Below are 21811 nucleotides of genomic sequence, written 5' to 3' on the forward strand. Positions count from 1 at the left end.
CTGAAAAAGCTGCTTTCTTTGCTTACTTTCTTTGCAGCAGCAAAGAAAGTAAGTCCCGCCCCGGACAGGGGCAGAGCTAATAGACCACAAAGAAAGCAAGTTCCACAAAAAGCGAAGTACACAAAAACCGAACGGCGTTCAACGACAACCAGCCCCAACCCCAACCCCACCCGAGCGCCAGAGAAGAACTTACCGGACCGAACCCGCATCCGCATCCGCCTGCGCCGCCGCGCCGCCAATCAACTCCCCCTGCGGACGCTTGCCGCGCCGCAACCCGAACGGCGCATATTCGGTTTCGAGAAAAGGCTCGGCATGCTCGAGCAGAAACCGCCGGAACGCGAGACACGTGGGCGATAACTGCTTCGAGCGCGAATGCACCAGTTGCCACGTGCGCTCGATCGGCGTTCCGTTCACGTCGAGCACGGCAATCTCGCCAGTGCGCAATTCGAGCGCGAGCGTGTGCAGCGAGATCAGGCTCACGCCCATGCCCGCCATCACGGCCTGCTTGATCGTCTCGTTGCTGCCGAGCGTCACGCTGCGCGCCGGCACGAACAGATGCTGGCGGAACATGTGCTCGGCGACCGCGCGCGTGCCCGAGCCAGGTTCGCGCAGCAGGAACGTGTCTTCCGCGAGCTCCTGAAGATCGAAGCGCCGCGCATGCCGCAAGCGATGCGTGAGCGGCGCGACGATCACATGCGGGTGATACGCGAGCGGCTCGGCAGTCGTGCCGAGTTCAGGCGGCGGGCGGCCCATGATCGCGAGGTCGGTGGCGTTGTCGGCGAGCCAGCGCAAAAGCGTCTCGCGATTCCCGACCGAAAACCGCACGTCGACCTTCGGATACTGCTGCGAGTAAAGCGCAAGAAGCTTGGGGGCGAAGTAAGTCGCGGAACTCACGATGCTCACCGCGATGGATCCACTGTCGGCCTGCGTGAGCGACATCATCGCATCCTCGGCATCCTTGATCTCGCCGAGGATCCGGCTCGCGTGATGCGAAAGCCGCTCGCCCGCTTCGGTCAGCGAAAGCCTGCGCGCGACGCGCTCGAAGAGCGGAAGTCCGATCGCCTCTTCGAGCTGCCGGATCTGCATGGACACCGCGGGCTGCGTGAGATGCAGTTCCTCCGCCGCGCGCGCGAAGCTCGGGCAGCGGCACGCAATCACGAAGATCTGCAACTGGCGCAACGTCAGCGAGCGGATGAAGTTCACGATGGGCGGCCATGCGTCGAGGAAAGCCGGGCGGCGCGCCCGGCTGCAACCACAATCAACGGCTCGCGCGCGGTGCGTTCGCCGGCTTCTGGGGAATGGGATCGCCGGGCTTCGCGGGCACGAGCGCATGCTGCGCACTCTGGAAGTTCAGCGTCTCCGTTTGCAGCGGATGATCGAAATCGTTGTTCTGGCCCGGCACTTCGGCGCGGATCGTCATCACGTGGCCGGGCACGTCGTCGGCGACGATGAACGTGTAGCGCTTGGCCGTGTACTGCGGAAAGCGGGAGGCGTTCGGATCGTCCAGGTACGGCTGGATCACGATCTTCTGCGCCTTCACCTTCTTGCCGCCCGCGTCGCTCACTATCTGCGTGATCGGCGGCCCGGCCGCGAGCGCAAGCCGCACGCGCTGCTGGAAATAGCGGCGCTTGCCGCCCGTCATCTGCTCCATCTCGGCGATGTCGTGTTCGAGAAAGTACAGGATCACCGGATTGCACGGCAGGTTGCCCGGCACTTCCACCGGCCCTGTTCGATCGGACACGCGGGCATCGCCGTTCGCGTTGCCCGCGCTCACGACGAGCACGCGCACCGTATCGTTGACCTTCGCGGGCGGGCCGGACATGTCCATCGCGTAGTCCAGCTCGGTCTGTGCGCCGACGCTCTTCATGTGCGGCGACATGAAGAGCAGCTGTTCGGCCGGCGCGATGTCGCTGCCGGGTTTGTCGGCGGCGTTCGCCTGCATCGCGAGCGCGAGTGCAAGCAGGCTCACTGCGATCTTCATCACAGGCAAGCCTCTCATTGCGCCGACACCGGTTGCAGGGGCAGGAGCGGCACCTGGTAGCCCGTCAGGATCTGGTCGATCTTCGGCTGGTTCGTGGCGATCCAGTTGTCGATCTTGTCCTTCCACGCCTTCTCGCCGTAGCGCACGCCCATCGAGATCTCGTAATCGAAGCGGATGCCGGGCGTCGGCGGGAATGGCACGAGCCGCACCGAATCGCCTGCGCGCTTCGTGAAGTAGCCGGCAATCGGTCCCCACAGGAACACGACGTCGACGGTGCCCTTCGTCAGGTCGTGCTCGATCATTTCGCCGGGGAACGCCTGCGGGTCGCCGCTTTGCACCTTGTACGACACCGCCTGCTCGATCAGGTTGTTGCCGAGCAGCCAGTCGACGGCGGGCGTCTGCGAGAAGATGCCGAGCCGCAGCTTCTTCAGTTGCTCGGGCGGCAGCTTCAGCAGATCGGAAGGCGTCTGGATGCTCGCGAACTCGGGCCGGTTCGGGAACACCATCGCGTACGTGGAATGCAGGTACGGGCGCGTCGTGGCCGCGAGGTCATAGCCCTTCGGCAAGCCGATCACGAGATCGCACTTGAAGCGCTCGCTGTCGGGCACCTTGGCGCGCAGCGTATTGCGGATGAAGCCCATGCGCTGCGGAAAATACGTGTATTCGACCTTGTAGCCGAAGTCGCTCGCCATCTGGGCAGCGATCTTGTTCTCGTAACCCTCGCCCTTGTTGTTCGACAGCGGCATGTTGTTCGGGTCGGCACAGACACGCAGCACGCCGTCGGCGCCGTCGTTGTTGGGCAGCGGCGCGGCTTCCTGGGCGAATGCGCCTTGCGCGGCGCACACCGAGAGCAGCGCGGCGGCGAGCCGCGCAACGAAGACGCGGGTTACCTTGCAATCAGACATCGACACCTCCGGTTATGACTTCGGGCACACGATGACACAACGTAGCACGCAAGCACGTCATTTGGCATCGATGGCCTGCAAGTCGCCCGGGTTGATCTTGCCGTCGGAGCGTCCCTTCAGATACGCGTACAGGTTTTCCCAGTTCTTCTGCATCATCTGGCTCGAACTGAAGTCGGGCATGCCCTTGTCGACACGTCCGCCGAATACCGTGCGGTGAAACTCCTTGGTATCGAGCGTCTTGAATGCCTCGATCAGCGACGGGCCGACCATGCCTTCCTGCTTCGCTCCATGACAGCGTTCGCACGCAAGGGCCCGCCACGTCTTCCAGCCCTGCAGGGTGTTGCTGTCGACCTTGTTGCCGTCGACGACCTTGTACGCCACCGGCTTCATTTGCCCGGCATCGGTCTGGGCATAGGAAGGGGGCAACGCAAAGAGTGCTATCGCCAGCGGCAAAAGTGATCGGCCTTTCATATGTCTGTCTCCTGTCGAACCGTGTTGGCGCCTTTAGCGCCTGACCCGGGTCGCATGCAATGGTTACTGTTCTTCCGGCGTTCTCGCCGAGGTGAAACACGAACTTCAACTGCTTTCGGGACGCCGCCAGCCGCCGCCTCATGTTTCGAGGCGGGGCGTGACGTGCGTTTTTCAACTCTTGATGTGACTCAGAGATCGGGCAGGAACGGATCAGCCGCCCGGGATGGCGAACACGAAGAGCGTGCCGCCGAGCGCCGTGTACTTCGCCAGTTCGCGATAGCCGCCAACCGCGCCCAGGCCTTCGGTCGACTTCTGCAGGCCGGCTGCCATGCCGATGCCCGCCCAGCCGCCAATGCCCGAATACACGCCGATGTACTGCTTGCTGTTGAACTGATACGTGAACACGTTGCCGATGATCCCTGACGGGGTCTTGAACTTCCACAGCTCCTTGCCGTCCTTGATGCGGACCGCCTTGATATAGCCCTCAAGCGTGCCGTAGAAGGCGATGCCGCCTGCCGTCGTCAGCGCGCCCGACCACACCGAGAACTTCTCCGGCTTGGACCAGGCGATCTTGCCCTTGCTGGCATCCCACGCGATGAAGTTGCCCATCGCGCCCTTCTCGTTCGGGCCCGGGAACATCGAGAGCGTCGCGCCGACAAACGGCTGACCCGACACGTACTCGACTTCGAACGGCTCATAGTCCATGCAGACGTGATTCGTCGGCACGAGGAAGAGCCCCGAGTTCGGATCGAACGAAGCGGGCTGCTGGTCCTTCGAGCCAAGCGCCGCCGGGCAGATGCCCTTCACGTTGTGGTCCGGACCGGCCTTTTGCGTCGAATACGTCGCGTTTCTCACCGGCAGGCCGCTCTTCAGATCGACGCTGTCGGCCCAGTTCACCGCCGGGTCGTACTTCTGCGCGACGAGCAGTTCGCCCGTTTCGCGGTTCAGCGTGTAGCCGAAGCCGTTGCGGTCGAAGTGGACGATCGACGGAACCTTCTTGCCGCCCATCGGAAGGTCCGCGAGGATCATCTCGTTCACGCCGTCATAGTCCCATTCGTCGTGCGGCGTCATCTGGTAGACCCACTTCGCCTTGCCGGTGTTCAGGTCGCGAGCGAAGATGGACATCGACCATTTGTTGTCGCCCGGACGCTGCGTCGGGTTCCATGTGCCCGGATTGCCGGTGCCATAGTAGACAAGGTTGAGCTTCGGGTCCCATGCATACCAGCCCCAGGTCGTGCCACCCCCGGTCTTCCACTGGTCGCCCTTCCAGCTCTTGAGCGATGAGTCCGCGCCGATCGGTGCCATCTTGCCGTCGGTCCAGGTCATCGTCTGCTGCGGGTCCATCAGCATTTCGCTGTCGGGGCCGGTGCTGTAGGCCTTCCACGCTTCCTTGCCGGTCTTGATGTCGTACGCGATCAGCCGGCCGCGCACGCCGAACTCGCCGCCCGAGATGCCGGTGAGCACCTTGTCGCCGAAGACGTGCGGCGCGTTGGTGTTGGTTTCACCCGCTTTCGGATCGCCGTTCTGCGCAGTCCATTTCACTTCGCCCGTCTTCGCGTCGAGCGCGACGAGTTTCGTGTCGGCCTGCTGCAGGAAGATCTTGCCGTCGCCATAAGCGAGGCCCCGGTTGACCGTGTCGCAGCACATCACCGAGATGACCTGCGTGTCCTGCTTCGGCTCGTATTGCCAGATGAAGGTCTGGTCCTTCAGATTGATCGCGATGACCTTGTTGGGGAACGGCGAATGGATGTACATCGTGTCGCCGATGACGAGCGGCGAACCTTCGTGACCGCGCAACACGCCGGTCGACATGGTCCAGGCCACCTGTAGCTTGCCGACATTCTGCTCGTTGACCTGCTTGAGCGGGCTGTAGCGGTGATTCGAATAATCGCCCGCCTGTGCCGCCCAGTTCGATGGGTTCTTGATCAGTGTGTCGAGCTGCGAGTCTGCTTGAGCGACATACGAATTCAGACTCGTCGTCGCGACCACCGCCAGTCCAAGAACCAGGGTGCGTAAGTTCATGTCTCCTCCAGAATGGTGATGCCGTCCGACCCAGGGATGACCACGCTACCGGCTTGCATTCCCGCGCGCCTTCTCGAATGCAGGTAACGAGCTTCGCCTAGCCCGGTTCATTGCCGGGCTTATTGCGTATCGGGGGCAATTGCATATTCCATGCCGGAATGCGCAGCTGCCGCTCCGGTGCTGCCGCACGCGGGCTGCACGTGGCCTGCACGCGCGTCGGCCGCGGCGGCCGGGCGTCGCGGCGACGGGCCCGCGACACATACTGTGTCAAATCCGCGATACGAAGCGCGCCGCGCGCCACACTTCCGGCGCCCTTCGTCCATGACGCAATGCAGCACCCGGGCGCCTTTTCCACGATGGCGCATACTGGACGCACGCACTTCTTGTTCATCGACATCGCCTCTGGAGGCCATCGCCATGACTCAAGCCGAGAAGGTCTACACCGAAGCAGAAATCAAGGAGCGGCTCACCGGCGCGCTGCAGCACTGGTATCTGGAAGACGGCTGGCTCAGGCGCAAGTACAAGACGGAGGGCTGGAAAGGCACGCTGATGGTGGTCAATACCGTGGGTCATCTCGCGGAAGCGGCGTGGCATCACCCGGACCTGACCGTCTCGTATGCGTTCGTCGTCGTGAAGCTGATGACGCACACGGCAAAGGGCATCACCGACAAGGACTTCGCGCTCGCGACGAAAATTGAGGATGTCATTCAGTGGCAGCCGGGCAAGGAAGGCGGTCCGCTCGAAGGCACCCCCGCCGACGACCAGCGCTTCCGCTATATCAAGTACGACGCGGCGAAGTCCTGAGCCTCTGCCGCGTCTTCGCGGCGACAGGCGCCTGAGCACTTTGCTGAAGTCCGGTTGAACAGTGTGGCGCATGCGTGACACAGTGCGCTCCGTCCCTGCGCGCGCCGGCGCCCCGGCCCGCCTGGCTCCGGCTGGTACGGCTCTTGCCTAAGATGCTCGGCTCGCGCGGCTGCCATGCGCGACACGCCCAGCCAGCACCGTCTGGAACGCCGACCTCAACCTTGGGACACTCGCGATGCAGATGCCTTCCGGTCGCCTATCGCCGCCATCGGCCGTGACGGTCGATGCCCCCGCGCGCCTGCATCTCGGCTTCATCGATCCGAATGCCTCGCTCGGACGCGCGTTCGGCAGTGTCGGCCTGACGATCGATACGCACGGCACGCGCATCACGGCACGGCATGCGGAAGCGATGCGGGTCGAAGGCGCCACGAGCGAAGCGCAGCGCGCGCGCATCGAGCGGTATCTGGAGCAATTGCGCTCGGCGTTCGGCGGCTCGCCGGTGGCGGTGGAAGTGAACGAATCGCCGCGCTCGCATACGGGTCTCGGCTCCGGCACGCAGCTCGCGCTGGCGGTCGGCACGGCCTATGTGCGGCTCGCCGGCCGCGGCGCGACCACGACGCAGATCGCGCGCCTCCTCGAACGCGGCGCGCGCTCGGGGATCGGCATCCACGGCTTCGACCACGGCGGGCTGATGGTCGATGGCGGACACGGCGCGAACTTCACGGCGGGCAGCGCGCGGGTGCCGCCGCTCCTGTTTCGCCAGCCGTTTCCCGAAGCCTGGCGCGTGCTGCTCGTCGACGATACCTCGCGCGAAGGCCTGCACGGCGACGAGGAGCGACGCGGCCTTGCCGCCCTCGGCGCCTTTCCGCGCGCGCTCGCGGCGCATCTGAGCCATCTCGTCCTGATGCGCATCCTGCCGGGAATCGCCGAAAGCGACTTCGACGCCTTCGCGAAGGGCATCGGCGAATTGCAGCAGACCATCGGCGATTACTTCGCGCCCGTGCAGGGCGGCGTGTTCTCGAGCCCGGCCGTCGAGAGCGTGCTGGACGCGGTCGCCGCGGTCGAGACAGCGGGCATCGGACAGACCTCGTGGGGCCCGACCGGCTTCGCGTTCCTGCGCGGCGAGCGCCAGGCCGAACGCGCGCTCGCCGTGGCGCGCGAGGCGAGCCGCGCGCTGCCTTCCATTGCGTGCTCGATCGCCACCGGCCGCAACCGCGGCGCGCACTGGCGGACGGCCAATCAAGAGAAATGCGGCATCGACGCCGCGTGACGTGAGAAGGCGTGCCCGGGCGTGCCGCTCTGCCCGTCCTGCCGCCGTTGAAACCCAAGCGAGTTGACCCATGCCCGAAGCCAACGAAAGCACCCCAAGGCCCTTCATCCTGCACATGTTCACGGCGACGCCGCAGATGAGCCCGTTCGACGTCAACATGGCCGCCGACGCCGGCTACCAGATCGTCGTGCCGTACTGCAACGTCGACGAGGACAGCGTCGTCCAGTTGACGCAGGACGCGATCTTCTCGCGCGGGCCGAAAGGCGTGTCGCGCACGGGCATCTTCATCGGCGGGCGCGACGTGATGCTCGCCGCCGACATGCTCGACCGCGCGCGCCAGGCGATGGTCCCGCCGTTCGAAGTCTCCGTGTTCGCCGACCCGAGCGGCTCGTACACGACGGCGGCGGCGCTCGTCGCGCTGGTCGAGCGGCATCTGAAGGCGGAGCACAATGTCGAACTGGGCGGCCGGCGCGTGCTGATCCTCGGCGGCACGGGCGCGGTCGGGCGCGTGGCTGCGGCGATGGCGGCGTCGCTCGGCGCCGACGTCGCGATTGCGAGCCATTCGAGCCAGTCGCGCGCGACGCAGGTCAGCGACGAGATCAACCGCCGCTTCGACATCGCGACCTCAGGCGTCGCGACGGGCAACCGCGAGCAACTGCACAGGGAGCTGGCGCGCGCGGAAGTCGTGTTCGCGACCGCGGTCGCGGGGGTCCAGGTGATGAGCACGGCCGATCTCGCGTTTGCGAAAAACCTGCTGGTCGCCGCCGACGTCAACGCGGTGCCGCCCGAAGGCATCGCGGGCGTGAACGTGATGGACGACGGCAAGCCGCTCGCGGGCGCGGCGCGTTCGGACGCGATCGGCATCGGCGCGCTCGCGATCGGCAACGTCAAGTATCAGGTCGAGCACCGGCTCTTTGTCAGGATGCGCACGAGCAACAAGCCGGTGTACCTCGGCTTTCCGGAAGCCTTCGACGAAGCCCGCGCGATCGCCGCCGGCCTCGGCTGATGCACGCGGCGACGCCTTTCTCGCGCGCGCCGTGCGTCGCAGTCGCGGGGCTGTCGGCACGGATGCTGGCGCAGGCGGCGGCGCGCGCGGGGCTGAACCCGGTCGCGCTCGACCTGTTCGGCGACCGCGATACGCGCGAGCATGCGAGCGCGTGGTTCGACATCGGCGGCGAGGGGCTTTCGATCGACCGCGCGCGGCTCGTCGATGCGCTTGAGCGCACGGCGCGCCTGCCGCGCATGCTCGGCTTCATCGCGACGAGCGGCATGGAGCCGCATATGGACGCGCTCTTCGGACAGCCGCGGCTGCCGAGGCTGATCGGCAATGGCGCCGGGGCGACGGCGGCGGTGCGCGATCCCCGGCGGTTTTTCGCGCTGCTGGACGAGTTGGGAATCGGGCACCCTGAGGTTTCATTCGCGCGCCCGGAGAACCCCGAAGGATGGATCGCGAAGCGCGCGGACGGCTGCGGCGGCGTGCATATCGAGGCGGCTTCTTCGGGTGCGGATGTCTACTTCCAGCGCCGCGCCCCCGGCCAGCCGATGTCCGCGCTTTTCATCGGCGCGCGCCGCGAGGCGACGCTGATCGGCTTCGCGGAACAGCTGAGCGTCGAGGCAGGCGCGTTGCCGTTCGTGCACGCCGGTTCGCTCGGCCCAGTCGATCTGCCGCGCGACACGGTCAAAGCGCTGGAACAAGCGATCCGCGCCATCGTCTGGCGCACGGACCTCGCCGGGCTGAACAGCATCGACTTCCTGCTCGACGGCGACGCGATCCGCGTGCTCGAAATCAACGCGCGCCCCTCGTCGACGATGACGCTCTACGACGCCGTGTGGCCCGCAGTCTGGCCGTGCGGTCTGATCGGCTGTCACATCGACGCGTGCCTCGACGGCCACTTGCCCGCCGAACCACCCGCGCCGCCGCGCCGGGCGGGCCAGCGCGTGGTTTTCGCGCCGCTCGGCTTCACCGTGTCGCCGGCTTTCAGCGACGCCTGTTCCGGCGATCCCGCGTGCCACGACGTGCCGCTCGCCGGCACGCGCATCGAAGCGGGCCAGCCGGTCTGCACGCTCGTCGTCACGGCGCCTTCCGTCGATGCCGTGCGCCGCGAACTCGAACGCCAGCACGCGCTTTTCCTGCAACGCATCGAAACCTGCCGCGAGTCTTTCCATGACGTCATCCCAACCCATTGATCCCGCGCGGATCTTAAGCGTGAACGCGCTCGCCGAACGGCTGGTCGCTCGTCTCGTCGACCAGGCCGCGCGCTTCGGCGTAACTGTCACGCGCACCGAAGGCGGCTCGACGATCGTCGATGCGGGCGTCGACGCGCCCGGCGGCGTCGAAGCGGGCCTCCTGATCGCGCGCATCTGCATGGGCGGCCTCGGGCGCGTGGCGCGCCGCATGAGCGACGACGCCGAGCCGTTCTGGCCGAGCCTCGTCGAAGTCCACACCTCGACGCCCGTGCTCGCCTGTCTCGGCAGCCAGTACGCGGGCTGGAGCCTCTCGGCAAGCAAGGAGGAGACGGGCGGCAAGAAGTTCTTCTCGCTCGGTTCGGGCCCGGCGCGCGCGCTCGCGGTGAAGGAACCGCTCTTCGACGAACTCGGCTATCGCGACCGCCACGACCGCGGCGCGCTGGTGATGGAAGTGGACCGCCTGCCGCCGCAGATCGTGATCGACAAGGTGTTGCGCGACTGCGCGCTCGCGCCGGAAAACCTGACGATCGTCGTCACGCCGACACACTCTGTCGCGGGCACGGTGCAGGTCGTGGCCCGCGTCGTGGAAGTTGCGCTGCACAAGACGCACGTGCTCGGCGTCGATCTCGCGGAGATCGTCGAAGGGAGCGGCACCGCGCCGCTGCCGCCGCCGTCGCCCGACGGCATCCAGGCGATGGGCCGCACCAACGACGCGATTCTCTACGGCGGCCGCGTGCACCTGACCGTGAAGCACGACGCGGTGGCCGAGCGCCTCGCGACAGAGTTGCCGTCGAAAAACGCGCGCGATTACGGGCGCCCGTTCGCGGAAATCTTCACGTCGTTCAACTACGACTTCTATCAGATCGACGCCGCGCTCTTCGCGCCCGCCGAAGTCTGGGTGAGCAGCCTCGAAAGCGGCGCGACATGGCACGGCGGACGCATCGACGACGCGCTCCTGCGCTCGCAATGGGGAAAACCATGAGCGACGGATTGCGCGTCGCGATCATGACCGACGAAACCGGCTGGCACACCTCGCGCCTGAAGAAAGCGTTTCGCGCGCGCGGCGCCGAGGCGCGCTGCGTCGATCTGGCCGACTGCCGCATCGACACGACCTGGGCGCCGCACGGTCTCGCGATTCCCGGCTTCGGCCACGCGCTGCCCGATGCGGTGTTCGTGCGCGGCATCGCGGGCGGCACGTTCGAGCAGGTGACGCTCAGGCTCGGCGTGCTGCACGCGCTGCGCGAAAGCGGCGTGCCGGTCTACAACGACGCGCGTGCGATCGAGCGCAGTGTCGACAAGTCGATGACGAGCTTTCTCCTCCACCGCCACGGCGTGCCGACGCCCGCCACCTGGGCCGGCGAATCCGCCGCGTTCGCGCAGCGCGTCCTGATGCGCGAGGCGGCGGCCGGCCGCAAGGTCGTGATGAAGCCGCTCTTCGGCTCGCAGGGCAAGGGCCTGCGGCGGCTCGGCGCGACTACGCGCGGCCGGCTCGCGCCGTTGCCGTCGCTGCGGCCATTCAGCGAAGTCGCCTATTTGCAGCGTTATGTCGAAGGCGGCCAGCCCGGCTTCGACTGGCGCGTGCTCGTGATCGGCGGGCGGGCGGTCGCGGCGATGCGGCGCGTCGGCGGCCAAGGCTGGATTCACAACTTCGCGCAGGGCGCCGCCTGCGAACCGGCGCTCCTGACCGACGCGCTCGCCGCGACGGCCATCCGCGCGACAGAGGCGCTCGGCCTCGATTACGCGGGCGTCGACCTGATTCCCTCGAACGACGATCCGGCCAGCCCGCTGGTGCTCGAAGTGAACGGCGTCGCGGCGTGGCGCGGGCTGCAATCGGTGACGAAGCTCGACATCGCCGCCGCGCTCGCCGACGACCTGCTGGATCGCAAGCTCGCGGGTTCGCGCGCGCCCGTTGCGCTCGCGAGCGGCGATGCGCCCCGCTGAATCTGCCGTACGCGACGCGTTCCTGCGCGCGTGCGAACTGGACGTCGAGACGCAGAAGCCGGGCAACGTGAGCGTTGATAGCGCGGGACACGGGATGACCGCCGCGCAGTTCATCGCGAGCGCGCAGGCGGCGGCCGGCGCGCTGTTCGTGCCGGGCGCGCGCGTCGGCACGCGCATTCTCGACGCCATGACACGCACGCTGGAGGTTGCAGGCTGCAACACGAATCTCGGCATCGTGCTGCTCGTCGCGCCGCTCGCAGCGGCGCTCGACGACCTTGCGCCGCCGATGAACGGACGCGAATGGCGTGACGCCACGGAGCGCGTGCTCGCGCGCCTTACCCTCGACGACGCCCGCGCCGCCTATCGCGCGATCGCGCTGGCGAATCCGGGCGGCCTCGGCGATGCGTCCGAGCAATCGGTCCACGCAGAGCCGAGCGTCGATCTGCGCGCGGCGATGGCGCTCGCCGCCGACCGCGACAGCATTGCGCGTCAGTATGCGAACGGCTTTCGCGACGTCTTCGAGACGGGCCTCTCGGCGGTCGCGAATGCACCGGCCGATACCCCGAAGGAGATCACGCTCGACGTGTTCCTGAGCTTCCTTGGAGGCTGGCCCGATTCGCACATTGTGCGCAAGCAGGGTGTGACGGTGGCGCAAAGTGTCACGGGAGAAGCGAAGCGTCACCGCGCGCGATGGCGCGCCACGGCGGCCCATGCAGCCCGGCAGGACGCGACGCAGCAACTCCTCGCCTGGGACGCTGGACTCAAGGCGCGCGGCATCAACCCGGGCACGAGCGCCGATCTTACGGTCGCCACGCTCTTCGTCGCGGGATGCCTCGACCCGGCGCGCACCGGCGTCGCCGCAACGCGCGGATGCGATTGGCACGGATCATGATAGGTACACCACGTTCTGCCCACCTTGAGTCTTGCGCGGCCGGACCACGGGCGTCGCGAGTTGTCTGCAAGTCGAGTATCCGAGACCTATTCACTGGAGGAACAGCATGGCCAAGATCAATCGCGTCCTGGTAGGAGAGTCGCTCGTTGGCGACGGCAACGAGGTCGCCCACATCGACTTGATTATCGGACCGCGGGGTTCCGCTGCCGAGACCGCGTTCTGCAACGCGCTCACCAACAACAAGGACGGCTTCACGTCGCTGCTAGCCGTCGTCGCGCCGAATCTGCTCACGAAACCGAACACGATCCTTTTCAACAAGGTGACGATCAAAGGCGCGAAGCAGGCGGTGCAGATGTTCGGCCCGGCGCAGCACGCAGTGGCGCTCGCCGTGGCGGACAGCGTCGAGGACGGCACGATCCCGGCGGACGAAGCCGACGACCTGTTCGTGTGCGTCGGCGTCTTCATCCACTGGCAGGCGGAAGACGACAAGAAGATTCAGGAGTACAACTACAAGGCGACGCGCGAAGCCCTGCAGCGCGCCGTGGCCGGCGAGCCGAGCGCGAAGGACGTCGTGGCGAAGAAAGCCACCGCGGCCCACCCGTTCGCGCCGAACTGACCCGCAGGCGGTTATCCGCGCGGCCAGGCGGGTTGCTGGCCGCGCGATTCCGAAGATCAACGATCCGAGGTTTTTCGCATGACTTTACGACGTCGCGCGCTGCTGGCTCTCGCCTGCCTCTCGCTCGTTTCGCCGGTCGCGTTCGCGGCGGATAACACCGCGGCGGCCACCACGGCGCAGAGCCACGATTATCCGACACAGGGGCGCGTGGAGTACGTACTCGGCTGCATGGACGACAACGGTCACGACTTCGTGAACGTCTACAAATGCTCGTGCGCGATCGACCGCATCGCGGCCAAGCTTTCTTACGACGATTTCGTCGAACAGTCGACGTTCTCCAAGTACGCGACGCTCGGAGGCGAAGGCGGCGCGGAGTTTCGCGTCGACCGCGCGAAGGCGCAGACCAAGAAGTTCCGCGCGCTGCAGGCAGAGGCGTATCGCGCCTGCGGCATCGGGCAGGCGGCGGCGCTGAAATGAGCGTGCGCGTCTAGTTCGGAATCAGCCCCTCGCCGAGCGACGCATAGGTCGCTTCTCCGCGCGGCCGGCGCCGCTCGATCAGCACGCCGACCGCCTCGACATCATCGAACTTGGCGGGCTTCGCAAGCGACACGCGCACCCAGTGCGCGCCGAAATCCGCGATCAGCAATTGCGCAATCCGCTCCGCGAGCGCTTCCAGAAGGCGCACGCCGTGCGACGCGAAGAGCGCTTGCAGCGCCTCGCGCACGGCGGCGTAGTTGATGGTGTCCTCGATGCGGTCCGTCCTGCATGCGCGGATCGCCGGCACGCCGATCGCAAGGCTCAGGCGCACGGGCTGCGGCTCGTGCAGCTCGCTGCTGTCGATGCCGATCACCGTGCTTCCCGTCAGCCCCTCGATATAGACGATGTCCATCGGCGTTTGGTCGCGATCATGTTGCGTTGCGGCATCGAACGCCGGTGTATCGGGGAAACGGGAATGGGCAATCGCATCGAAACGGTCCATGTTGATGTGCTCCGCCGCGCGCGCGGCTCGAAGGGTTGGTGTTTGCCCGAGGTCTCCGGTGCAAGTCAGGTGAATCGCAAGCAAAAACCGGGCAAGATGACGTTCCTCTGCGCGACTACTTATTGAACAAGCGCGCCATCGGATGTACAGTTTTGCGATAATTTCGCGGTGGCCGGCCCGGCTGACGGCATTGTCAGCCCGCACCGCACGGTGTGCATGCGTTCAGTTCTTGAGCAACTCGTGACAGAAACGCAGCGCAAGGGGAATCACAACATACTAGGCGCCGAATGAATTCCGCGGACAACGCGGCACGTTCGGACGCCAGGGAGACAAGCCCCCATGTCGTCGCTCGCTGACATCGACACACATGTCCGAGAAGTACTGAACATCGTCAACAACCCGCTCGCCGCGCGTGCCGCGAGCGACTCCGTTGCGCAGTCGTGGATTCGCTGCCTGAACGAGTTCCGGCTAGATCCCGCACGCTTCGTGATGCCACCTGTACTCACGCAGCAGGAACTGGTCGACCGCCGCGAGGCCGCGAGCGACCTGATCGCGTGCTCCAGGCTCGAAATGACCACGCTGTACCAGCAGTTGGCGGACCCGGAACTCGCCGTCGTCCTCGTCGATGCGGACGGCGTGATCGTGCATCAGGTGTCGTCGGTGCCGTTCGGCGAGGCGGTCGCCGCCGACGGGCTGCGCGTCGGCGCCCTCTGGAGCGAACGCGAAGCGGGCACCAACGGCATGGGCACCTGCCTCATCGAACGCGACTGCATCGCGGTGTGCCAGCACGAGCACTTCTATCCGCGCTACACGTCGCTCACCTGCTCGGCCGCGCCAATCTTCGACGATCGCGGCACGATCGTCGGCGTGCTCGACGTCACGAGCCGCTCGAAACTCTTGCAGCAACATTCGCTCGTGCTCGTCGGCATGTCGCGGCAGATGATCGAAAATCGCCTGATCGACGCGCGCTACCGGCACGCGAACATGATCCACTTTCACAGCCGTCCGGAGTTCGTCGGCACGCTGCACGCGGGCAAGCTCGCCGTCAGCGACGACGGCGTCGTGCTCGCCGCAAGCCGCAGTGCGCTCTTCCAGCTCGACTTCCGCTCGCCTGCCGAGTTGTGCGGCAAGCGCATCGAGGAAGCGTTCAACGCGTCGCTGGAGGACATGATCGCGCGCAGCATCCGCGGCTCGTTCCATCCGGTGACGGTGTACAGCGCGAAGGCGAACAGCCGCTTCTTCCTGACCGCGCAGACGCCGCGCGACGCCGCGAACAGCTCGCGGCGCATCCTGATGAACGACCCGATCTCTCGCGACTTTTCGCCTGCATCGCGCGCGAAGGCGCTGAAAAAGGACGCGCGCGAGACGACCGGACGCCTCGACAAGCTCGCGCACCTCGAATTCGGCGATCCGCGCATGGCCTCGCAGATCCAGCTCGCGGCACGCGTGATCCAGCGCAAGATTCCGATCATCCTGCGCGGCCAGACCGGCACCGGCAAGGAAGTCTTCGCCAACGCGCTGCACAGCATCAGCCCGAATAGTGGCGGGACGTTCGTCGCGGTGAATTGCGCGTCGCTGCCGGAGAACCTGATCGAAAGCGAACTGTTCGGCTATCGCGCGGGCGCGTTCACCGGCGCGCAGCGCGAAGGACGGCGCGGCAAGATCGTGCAGGCGAACGGCGGCACGCTCTTCCTCGACGAAATCGGCGACATGCCGATGGCGCTGCAGGCGCGGCTCCTGCGCGTGCTGGAGGAGCACGAGGTCACGCCGCTCGGCGCGGAAACCACCGTCAAGGTCGATTTCCAGCTCATCAGCGCGAGCCACCGCAACCTGCTCGAACTCGTGCAGACGGGCGTGTTCCGCGAGGATCTCTATTACCGGCTGAACGGGATCGAGATCAATCTGCCGCCGCTGCGCGAACGTGCCGATGCGCTCGCGCTCATCAATCACATCCTCGAAAGCGAGACCGAAGACCCGCCGTCGCTCAGCGCCGAAGCACGGCACGTGCTGCTCAACTACGCGTGGCCGGGCAACATCCGCCAGTTGCGCCATGTGCTGCAGATGGCGATTGCGTTGTGCGACGGGCCGGAGATCAGGTGCTTGCATCTGCCCGCCGACATCGTCAACGGCAACGCCGCGCAGCCGGTGGTGACGCGCTCTCTGGCGCCGCCCGCGATCCCCGCGCAAACGGCACCCCATCTCGCCGACGACGCCGACACCTCCGCCCTCAACGCGATTCAGGTGCGCGAGCGTGAAACGGTGCTCTCGCTGCTCGACGAGCATCGCTGGAACGTGAGCAACGTCGCGAAGGTGCTCGGCATCAGCCGTAACACGCTGTACCGGAAGATGCACAGGCTGCATATCCGGCTGTCACACGACGGACCATCGACCGCTTCCGACGCATGACCGAACACACGCCCGCTCGAAGGCTCGACGAGTTCAAGCCCGACGCGCGCTTCGCGTGGTGCGTGACCGGTTCCGGTCACATGATCGAGGAGTCCATCGACCTGGCGCTGAAACTGCCGGGCGTCGATCTCTTCCTGTCGTCGGCGGGCGAGGAAGTGCTGCCGCTCTACGGCTGGCCCGTGCCGAAGCTGCGCGAGCACTTCCGCGTGTTCCGCGACAACAGCGCGAGCAGCGTGCCCGTCGGAATGCTGTACCAGGGCGACTATCACACCGTCGTGATCGCGCCCGCGACCAGCAACACGGTCGCCAAGTGCGCGCTCGGCATCTCCGACACGTTGCCGACCAATCTCTACGCGCAGGCCGGCAAGCAGTGCGTGCCGGGCATCGTTTTCGCATGCGATACCGCGCCGAGCGTCATCACGCAGAGTCCGCACGAGTGGGTCGAGGTGCGGCCGCGCGCGATCGAATTCGAGAATGTCGAGCGGCTCGCCCGCATCGAGCACACGACCGTCGCGCGCTCACTCGACGACCTTAAGACGGCGCTCGATCAACGGCTCTCGAACCTCGGGCTCGCATGGAACACATCGTCTTCCTGACTGGCCGTCTTGCCGAAAAAAGCCTGTATCAAGTGCTGGAAGGCATGCAGCCGACGCCGTTCTCGTGGGAAGTGCGCGAGATCGGCCTGCAGGTCGCGGGGCTCATGACCGCCGACATGATCCGGCGGCGCGTCGGCGCGCCTGTCGAGGCGAACCGGATCATCGTGCCCGGCCGTTGCCGCGGCGATCTCGACGCGCTCTCGCAGCACTACGGCGTGCGCGTCGAACGCGGACCCGAGGAGGTCAAGGACCTGCCACAGTTCTTCGGGCGCGAGAAGCAGCACTTCGACCTCTCGCGCTATGAGACGGAAATTTTCGCGGAGATCGTCGATGCGCCGCGGCTCGATCTCGACGGCATCGCGGCACGCGCGCGTGAATATGCGCGGCAAGGCGCGGATGTGATCGACATCGGCTGCCTTCCGGAGACGCCCTTTCCGCTTCTCGAAGACGCGGTGCGCAGGCTGAAGGACGAGGGTTATCGCGTGAGCGTCGATTCGATGCTCACCGATGAACTCGTGCGCGGCGGCCGCGCGGGCGCCGATTATCTGATGAGCCTGAACGTCGATACGTTGTGGGTCGCGGACGAAGTGGCATCGACGCCGATACTCGTCGCGCGCGAACCGGGCGATCCGGCTTCGCTCGACGCGGCCATCGAAGCGATGACGCTGCGCGGCCGTCCGTTTCTCGCCGACCCGATCCTCGATCCGATTCCGTTCGGTCTCGCGGCGTCGATCGCGCGTTATGTCGCGTTGCGCGAGCGCTATCCGGATGTCGCGATCATGATGGGCATCGGCAATGTCACCGAACTGACCGAGGCGGACACGAGCGGCATCAACGCGGTGCTGCTCGGGATGGCGGCGGAGTTGCGCGTCGCGGCAGTGCTGACGACGTCGGTCAGCCTGCACGCGCGGCGCGCAGTGCGCGAGGCCGACGTCGCGAGACGCGTGATGCACGCGGCCCGCGAAGCGCAGGTGCTGCCGAAGGGAATCTCGGGCGATCTGTCGGCGCTGCATGCGAAGCGGCCGTTTCCCTATAGCGCTGCCGAAATCGACGCGCTGGCGCGGGAAGTGCGCGATCCGAACTTCCGCGTGCAAGTGGCCGACGATGGCATTCACGTCTATAACCGCGACGGTCACCAGACAGCGGCCGATCCTTTCGCGCTTTATCCATCGTTGAAAGTGGAGAGTGACGGCGGGCACGCGTTCTACATGGGCGTGCAACTCGCGCGCGCGGAGATTGCCTGGCAATTGGGAAAGCGCTTCGATCAGGATCAGCCGCTCGACTGGGGTTGCGAGGTGGATCGCGTCGAGGAGGATCTGATGGCGTGGCACGCGCCGGGGGCAACGAAGAAAAAAAGTTGAGCGCTCGAAGTGAAAAAGCCCCTTGCGGACTTTCGTCCGCGAGGGGCTGTCTGCTTTCAGTGCCGCGAAGCTTGCGCTCCGCGCCACAATCGCCGGGCGATTACCAGTGGAGGCCTGCGCCAGCCGTCACGCTGTAGTCGCCGTGACCATTGGTAGAACCGGTTACCTTGACGGCGATCCGGCCGCTCTCCGACAGCGCCGAGACGCCCATCGCCATCGCGAATTGCCCGTGGTACGTGCTGCCCGCGACCGCCATCATGCCGCGACCCGGCAGCGTCGCCTGCGGCAAGCCGGCGATCGGTATTGCCGCTGCAGTTCCCGCGTAGCTGTCACGCTTCGCCTCATTAAAGCGGGCATCCGTGTAGGCGTTCGCCGTCGCGACACCACCCGCCACCGCGCCCTGCATCTGCGAGAGGTTGACCGCGTCGTTGGCCTGCGTGCCTGCAGCGACGTTCGTGATCTGACGTTCGCTGCCAACCGAACCGACCGAGACCGAATTGTCGCGGTCCGTGGTCGAATTCGCACCGATCGCGACCGCGTTCTCGTGGCTCGCCGTTGCGCCCGTGCCGATAGCCGTGCTGTTGTTCGCACTGGCCGTCGCGTTCGCACCGAGCGCCGCGCTGTTTTCGCCCGACGCCGACGTGTTCGCGCCCACAGCTACCGCATGGGTGCCGGATGCCTGTGCCGCTTCACCGGCCGTGGCGCCGGCCGCCGCTACAACACTCCCAGTCTGCGCCGCGTTCGCGACGCTGCTCTCGATCTGGCTTTGCAGGCTGTACAACTGCGAACCGTTGACGGCTTCCGTGCTGTCGGCCGAGATCGTGCCGTTGGCGACATTGGCGATCGTCACCGGCGTGCGCGTCGAGTCGGTGCCGCCGAGCGTGACCTTGGCCTGCGAGGCGTCGTCGTACTTGATCGAGTTGTTGTCGCTTTGAGCAACCGCGGCGCTCAGGCCGTCAACCTTCGAGGAGACGCTTTTCAACTGCGCGACGTTCACCGCGTCCTGATCGGCGGAGCCAGCGGCGACGCCGGTGATCTGGCGATTGCCGACGTTCACCTCACCCGCCGACGATTGCGGCGCTGAGAGGCCGAATGCAGCGTAGTTCACCTGTGCGCCGACAGTCGTCGCCGAACCTGCTCCCAGCGCAACGCTGTTTGCAAAGGTTGCCTGCGCATTGCGACCGAGTGCCAGGGCGTCGTTCGCTGAAGCCGTCGCGGAGTAACCGATAGCCGTCGATCCGACGCCTTGAGCATGCGCATCGTCGGGAGAAAGGCCGTTGTCGTTGGTCCGCGAGTACGTCACGCCGCCGCCGTTGTCCGCAACGTAGGCGTCGCTCGTGTTGCCTGCGAGCGCGAACAGCTGGGCTCCGTTGACTGCATCGGTGCTGTCGGCTGCGAGGCGACCCGCCTTCACGTTCGTGATGAGCGTACCGTTCGTGCCTTTCAGCGTGATGACGTCTTTGCTGGAGCCGGCGTCGTACGTGAGCGCATCGAGTGCATTGCCGTTCGCATCGACAACGCCCGCGGCTTTCAACTGGGCGAGGTTCACTGCGTCCGTGTCGTCGGTTGCGGCGGCAACGTTCTTGAGCTGCGTGCCATTTGCGCCACCGAAGGTTACCGTCGAGCGGTTCGAGCTTGCATCGTAAGTCACGCCGGACAAGGCGTTGCCGTTTGCATCGACCAGACCCGAAGCCTTCAACTGGCCGACGTTGGCCGCATCGGTGTCTGCCACGCCCGCTTTCACGTTCGAGATGATCGTGCCGCTCGTGCCTGCCAGTGTGATCGTGTCCTTCGATGCGCTGGCGTACTTCACGGCGGCGGTGTCGAGTGCGGTCAGTTGCGACTGCGCGGTTGCGATGTCCGTCGTGTTGGTCGTCACGCGCGTGTCCAGACCTGCGATCGCCGTCGTGTTCGCCGATACGTTCGCGTTAGTCGCGTTCAGTTGATCGCCGGTGACTGCATCGGTGCTGCCCGCGGCGATCGAACCGGCCTTCAGGTTCGTCAACGTTGTGCCTGCCGTACCGGCCAGCGTGATCGTGTCCTTCGCGCTCGTGTCATACGTCACACTCGACACCGTATTACCGCTTGCGTCCACCAATCCGGCCGCTTTCAACTGACCCACGTTGGCCGCATCGGTGTCTGCTACACCTGCTTTCACGTTCGAGATGATCGTGCCGCTCGTACCGGCCAGCGTGATCGTGTCCTTCGACGCGCCGTCGTACTTCACGGCTGCGGCATCCAATGCGTTCAACTGCGACTGAGCAGTTGCGATGTCGGTCGTGTTGGTCGTCACACGCGTGTCCAGACCCGCTATCGCCGTAGTGTTCGCCGTGACGTTCGTGTTGGTCGTGTTCAGTTGATCGCCCGTTACCGCGTCCGTGCTGGCCGCCGCGATCGAACCCGCCTTCAGGTTGGTCAGCGTTGTGCCCGCCGTACCGGCCAGCGTGATCGTGTCCTTCGATGCGCTGTCGTACTTCACGGCTGCAGTATCCAGTGCGTTCAGTTGCGACTGAGCAGCTGCGATGTCGATCGTGTTGGTCGTCACACGCGTGTCCAGACCCGCGATCGCCGTCGTGTTTGCCGTCACGTTCGTGTTGGTCGTGTTCTACTGATCGCCGGTCACCGCTTCGGTGCTGCCCGCTGTGAGCGCTCCAGGTGCCACGCCCACAATCTTGTTCGCCGCGCCCGTCGTCCCCGGTCCGCTGAAGAGGCTCAAGCCGCCGTGGATGTACGCCGCCGGACTTCCCGCAGCCACCCCCGTCCCGAACACCTCGAGTCCGCCGTTTATAAGCGCACCGTTTGCATTCGAGATGAAATTCAGGCCGCTCCAAGACCTGCAGCCGAAGCCGTGCCAGCGCCCAGCGCGGAGGCGCATGAGGCCGTTCCCGATACCGTCGCCGCGCCGCCCGGATCATTGAGCGCGAGACACGCAAGGTCTATACCGTCGTTGAAGTACGCCGAGGTGGTGGCCGATGCGCCTTGCGGCATCATCAGTGAGCCCATCCCGGCCGCCGTCGCCAGGATCGTCGTCGCCAACACACCCTTCGACAACGCCTTGCGCCCGCTTCCCTTCGTCCTGCCCTTCGCCAGTTCCGAAGCGACGGCCCACGTGCGCGTCGCCTGATTCTAAACGGTTTTGTGAATCTTGTTCATTCCAATGATGTTGGCGCTTGACGAAGCGGCACGCGTTACGCAAAAACGGGCAGCGCCTTGATGGCGCGCCTCGCTGGGTCACGCGAGTTCGTCAGAGTTGAGAAAAGCTTCGATGGACAGCGAGTAGCTCACTGCCCGACGCACAGATGATTGGGATGCCGTGCCTTTTTCGATAGCACGCGCATTTCAACGCACGCCGGCGATGCGCCACACAGGAAGCTTCTCAA

The 21811-nt window shown here is 65.9% G+C and carries 21 protein-coding genes; 12 read left to right on the plus strand and 9 right to left on the minus strand.

The window, feature by feature from the left end; translation table 11 throughout:
- Positions 1 to 189: 189 nt before the first annotated feature.
- From AWB81_RS21130 to AWB81_RS21150, 5 genes are all read right to left on the minus strand, one after another.
- Positions 190 to 1203, minus strand: coding sequence for a LysR family transcriptional regulator (locus AWB81_RS21130; protein ID WP_235025850.1), 1014 nt, complete (start codon positions 1201 to 1203; stop codon positions 190 to 192).
- Positions 1204 to 1258: 55 nt separating this feature from the next.
- Positions 1259 to 1981: a hypothetical protein gene (locus AWB81_RS21135; RefSeq protein ID WP_087135094.1), complete on the minus strand. Its 723-nt coding sequence runs from the start codon at positions 1979 to 1981 to the stop codon at positions 1259 to 1261.
- Positions 1982 to 1995: 14 nt separating this feature from the next.
- Positions 1996 to 2886, minus strand: coding sequence for a substrate-binding domain-containing protein (locus AWB81_RS21140; protein WP_062638509.1), 891 nt, complete (start codon positions 2884 to 2886; stop codon positions 1996 to 1998).
- A 57-nt stretch (positions 2887 to 2943) separates the two neighbouring features.
- Complete coding sequence (locus tag AWB81_RS21145) at positions 2944 to 3357, minus strand: c-type cytochrome (RefSeq protein WP_062638510.1); 414 nt, start codon at positions 3355 to 3357, stop codon at positions 2944 to 2946.
- Between the two features lie 210 nt (positions 3358 to 3567).
- Positions 3568 to 5379 carry a methanol/ethanol family PQQ-dependent dehydrogenase gene (locus AWB81_RS21150; protein ID WP_062638511.1) on the minus strand — a complete coding sequence of 604 codons (1812 nt, stop codon included), beginning with the start codon at positions 5377 to 5379 and terminating at the stop codon, positions 3568 to 3570.
- Between the two features lie 417 nt (positions 5380 to 5796).
- Here AWB81_RS21150 and AWB81_RS21160 point away from each other — a divergent pair, with 417 nt between their 5' ends.
- The 9 genes from AWB81_RS21160 to AWB81_RS21200 all read left to right on the plus strand — a co-directional run bounded on the left by AWB81_RS21160 (position 5797) and on the right by AWB81_RS21200 (position 13566).
- On the plus strand, positions 5797 to 6183 hold the full coding sequence (locus AWB81_RS21160) for a 4a-hydroxytetrahydrobiopterin dehydratase (protein WP_062638513.1): 387 nt from the start codon (positions 5797 to 5799) through the stop codon (positions 6181 to 6183).
- 235 nt (positions 6184 to 6418) lie between these two features.
- On the plus strand, positions 6419 to 7453 hold the full coding sequence (locus AWB81_RS21165; RefSeq protein ID WP_062638514.1) for a beta-ribofuranosylaminobenzene 5'-phosphate synthase family protein: 1035 nt from the start codon (positions 6419 to 6421) through the stop codon (positions 7451 to 7453).
- Positions 7454 to 7523: 70 nt separating this feature from the next.
- On the plus strand, positions 7524 to 8459 hold the full coding sequence (locus tag AWB81_RS21170) for an NAD(P)-dependent methylenetetrahydromethanopterin dehydrogenase (RefSeq protein WP_062638515.1): 936 nt from the start codon (positions 7524 to 7526) through the stop codon (positions 8457 to 8459).
- Entirely contained in the window at positions 8459 to 9640 is a 1182-nt protein-coding gene (locus tag AWB81_RS21175; protein ID WP_062638516.1) for an ATP-grasp domain-containing protein, read from the plus strand. Before AWB81_RS21170 ends, AWB81_RS21175 begins: the two co-directional genes overlap by 1 nt.
- Complete coding sequence (gene mch, locus AWB81_RS21180; RefSeq protein WP_062638517.1) at positions 9618 to 10622, plus strand: methenyltetrahydromethanopterin cyclohydrolase; 1005 nt, start codon at positions 9618 to 9620, stop codon at positions 10620 to 10622. The genes AWB81_RS21175 and mch overlap by 23 nt, the downstream gene beginning before the upstream one ends.
- Positions 10619 to 11581, plus strand: a complete 963-nt coding sequence (locus AWB81_RS21185; protein WP_235025851.1) for an ATP-grasp domain-containing protein — start codon at positions 10619 to 10621, stop codon at positions 11579 to 11581. The genes mch and AWB81_RS21185 overlap by 4 nt, the downstream gene beginning before the upstream one ends.
- Positions 11568 to 12473 carry a triphosphoribosyl-dephospho-CoA synthase gene (locus AWB81_RS21190; protein WP_062638519.1) on the plus strand — a complete coding sequence of 302 codons (906 nt, stop codon included), beginning with the start codon at positions 11568 to 11570 and terminating at the stop codon, positions 12471 to 12473. Before AWB81_RS21185 ends, AWB81_RS21190 begins: the two co-directional genes overlap by 14 nt.
- A 106-nt stretch (positions 12474 to 12579) precedes the next feature.
- The gene (gene fae / locus AWB81_RS21195; RefSeq protein WP_062638520.1) at positions 12580 to 13089 is read left to right on the plus strand and encodes a formaldehyde-activating enzyme; all 510 of its coding nucleotides are present in this window, start codon (positions 12580 to 12582) and stop codon (positions 13087 to 13089) included.
- Between the two features lie 78 nt (positions 13090 to 13167).
- Positions 13168 to 13566 carry a hypothetical protein gene (locus tag AWB81_RS21200; RefSeq protein WP_062638521.1) on the plus strand — a complete coding sequence of 133 codons (399 nt, stop codon included), beginning with the start codon at positions 13168 to 13170 and terminating at the stop codon, positions 13564 to 13566.
- 10 nt (positions 13567 to 13576) lie between these two features.
- Here the strand turns inward: AWB81_RS21200 and AWB81_RS21205 are convergent, their stop codons facing one another.
- Positions 13577 to 14068 carry a dihydroneopterin aldolase gene (locus tag AWB81_RS21205; RefSeq protein WP_235025852.1) on the minus strand — a complete coding sequence of 164 codons (492 nt, stop codon included), beginning with the start codon at positions 14066 to 14068 and terminating at the stop codon, positions 13577 to 13579.
- 339 nt (positions 14069 to 14407) lie between these two features.
- Here AWB81_RS21205 and AWB81_RS21210 point away from each other — a divergent pair, with 339 nt between their 5' ends.
- The 3 genes from AWB81_RS21210 to AWB81_RS21220 are packed head-to-tail and all read left to right on the plus strand — an operon-like array spanning position 14408 to position 18431.
- A complete protein-coding gene (locus AWB81_RS21210) occupies positions 14408 to 16474 on the plus strand; it encodes a sigma-54-dependent Fis family transcriptional regulator (protein ID WP_062638522.1) in 2067 nt (688 codons plus the stop codon).
- On the plus strand, positions 16471 to 17070 hold the full coding sequence (locus AWB81_RS21215) for a flavoprotein (protein WP_062638523.1): 600 nt from the start codon (positions 16471 to 16473) through the stop codon (positions 17068 to 17070). The genes AWB81_RS21210 and AWB81_RS21215 overlap by 4 nt, the downstream gene beginning before the upstream one ends.
- A complete protein-coding gene (locus AWB81_RS21220) occupies positions 17049 to 18431 on the plus strand; it encodes a DUF6513 domain-containing protein (protein ID WP_062638524.1) in 1383 nt (460 codons plus the stop codon). Before AWB81_RS21215 ends, AWB81_RS21220 begins: the two co-directional genes overlap by 22 nt.
- Positions 18432 to 18531: 100 nt before the next feature.
- Here the strand turns inward: AWB81_RS21220 and AWB81_RS21225 are convergent, their stop codons facing one another.
- From AWB81_RS21225 to AWB81_RS48785, 3 genes are read right to left on the minus strand one after another with little or no spacing between them, the layout of a single operon-like run.
- The gene (locus AWB81_RS21225; RefSeq protein WP_062638525.1) at positions 18532 to 21018 is read right to left on the minus strand and encodes a YadA family autotransporter adhesin; all 2487 of its coding nucleotides are present in this window, start codon (positions 21016 to 21018) and stop codon (positions 18532 to 18534) included.
- 18 nt (positions 21019 to 21036) lie between these two features.
- Positions 21037 to 21306 (minus strand): hypothetical protein, encoded by a 270-nt coding sequence (locus tag AWB81_RS21230; protein ID WP_062638526.1) that lies wholly within the window; start codon positions 21304 to 21306, stop codon positions 21037 to 21039.
- A complete protein-coding gene (locus AWB81_RS48785; protein WP_374730503.1) occupies positions 21249 to 21521 on the minus strand; it encodes a hypothetical protein in 273 nt (90 codons plus the stop codon). Before AWB81_RS48785 ends, AWB81_RS21230 begins: the two co-directional genes overlap by 58 nt.
- Between the last annotated feature and the right edge of the window lie 290 nt (positions 21522 to 21811).

It is taken from the genome of Caballeronia arationis (assembly GCF_001544975.2).
GTDB lineage: Bacteria > Pseudomonadota > Gammaproteobacteria > Burkholderiales > Burkholderiaceae > Caballeronia > Caballeronia arationis.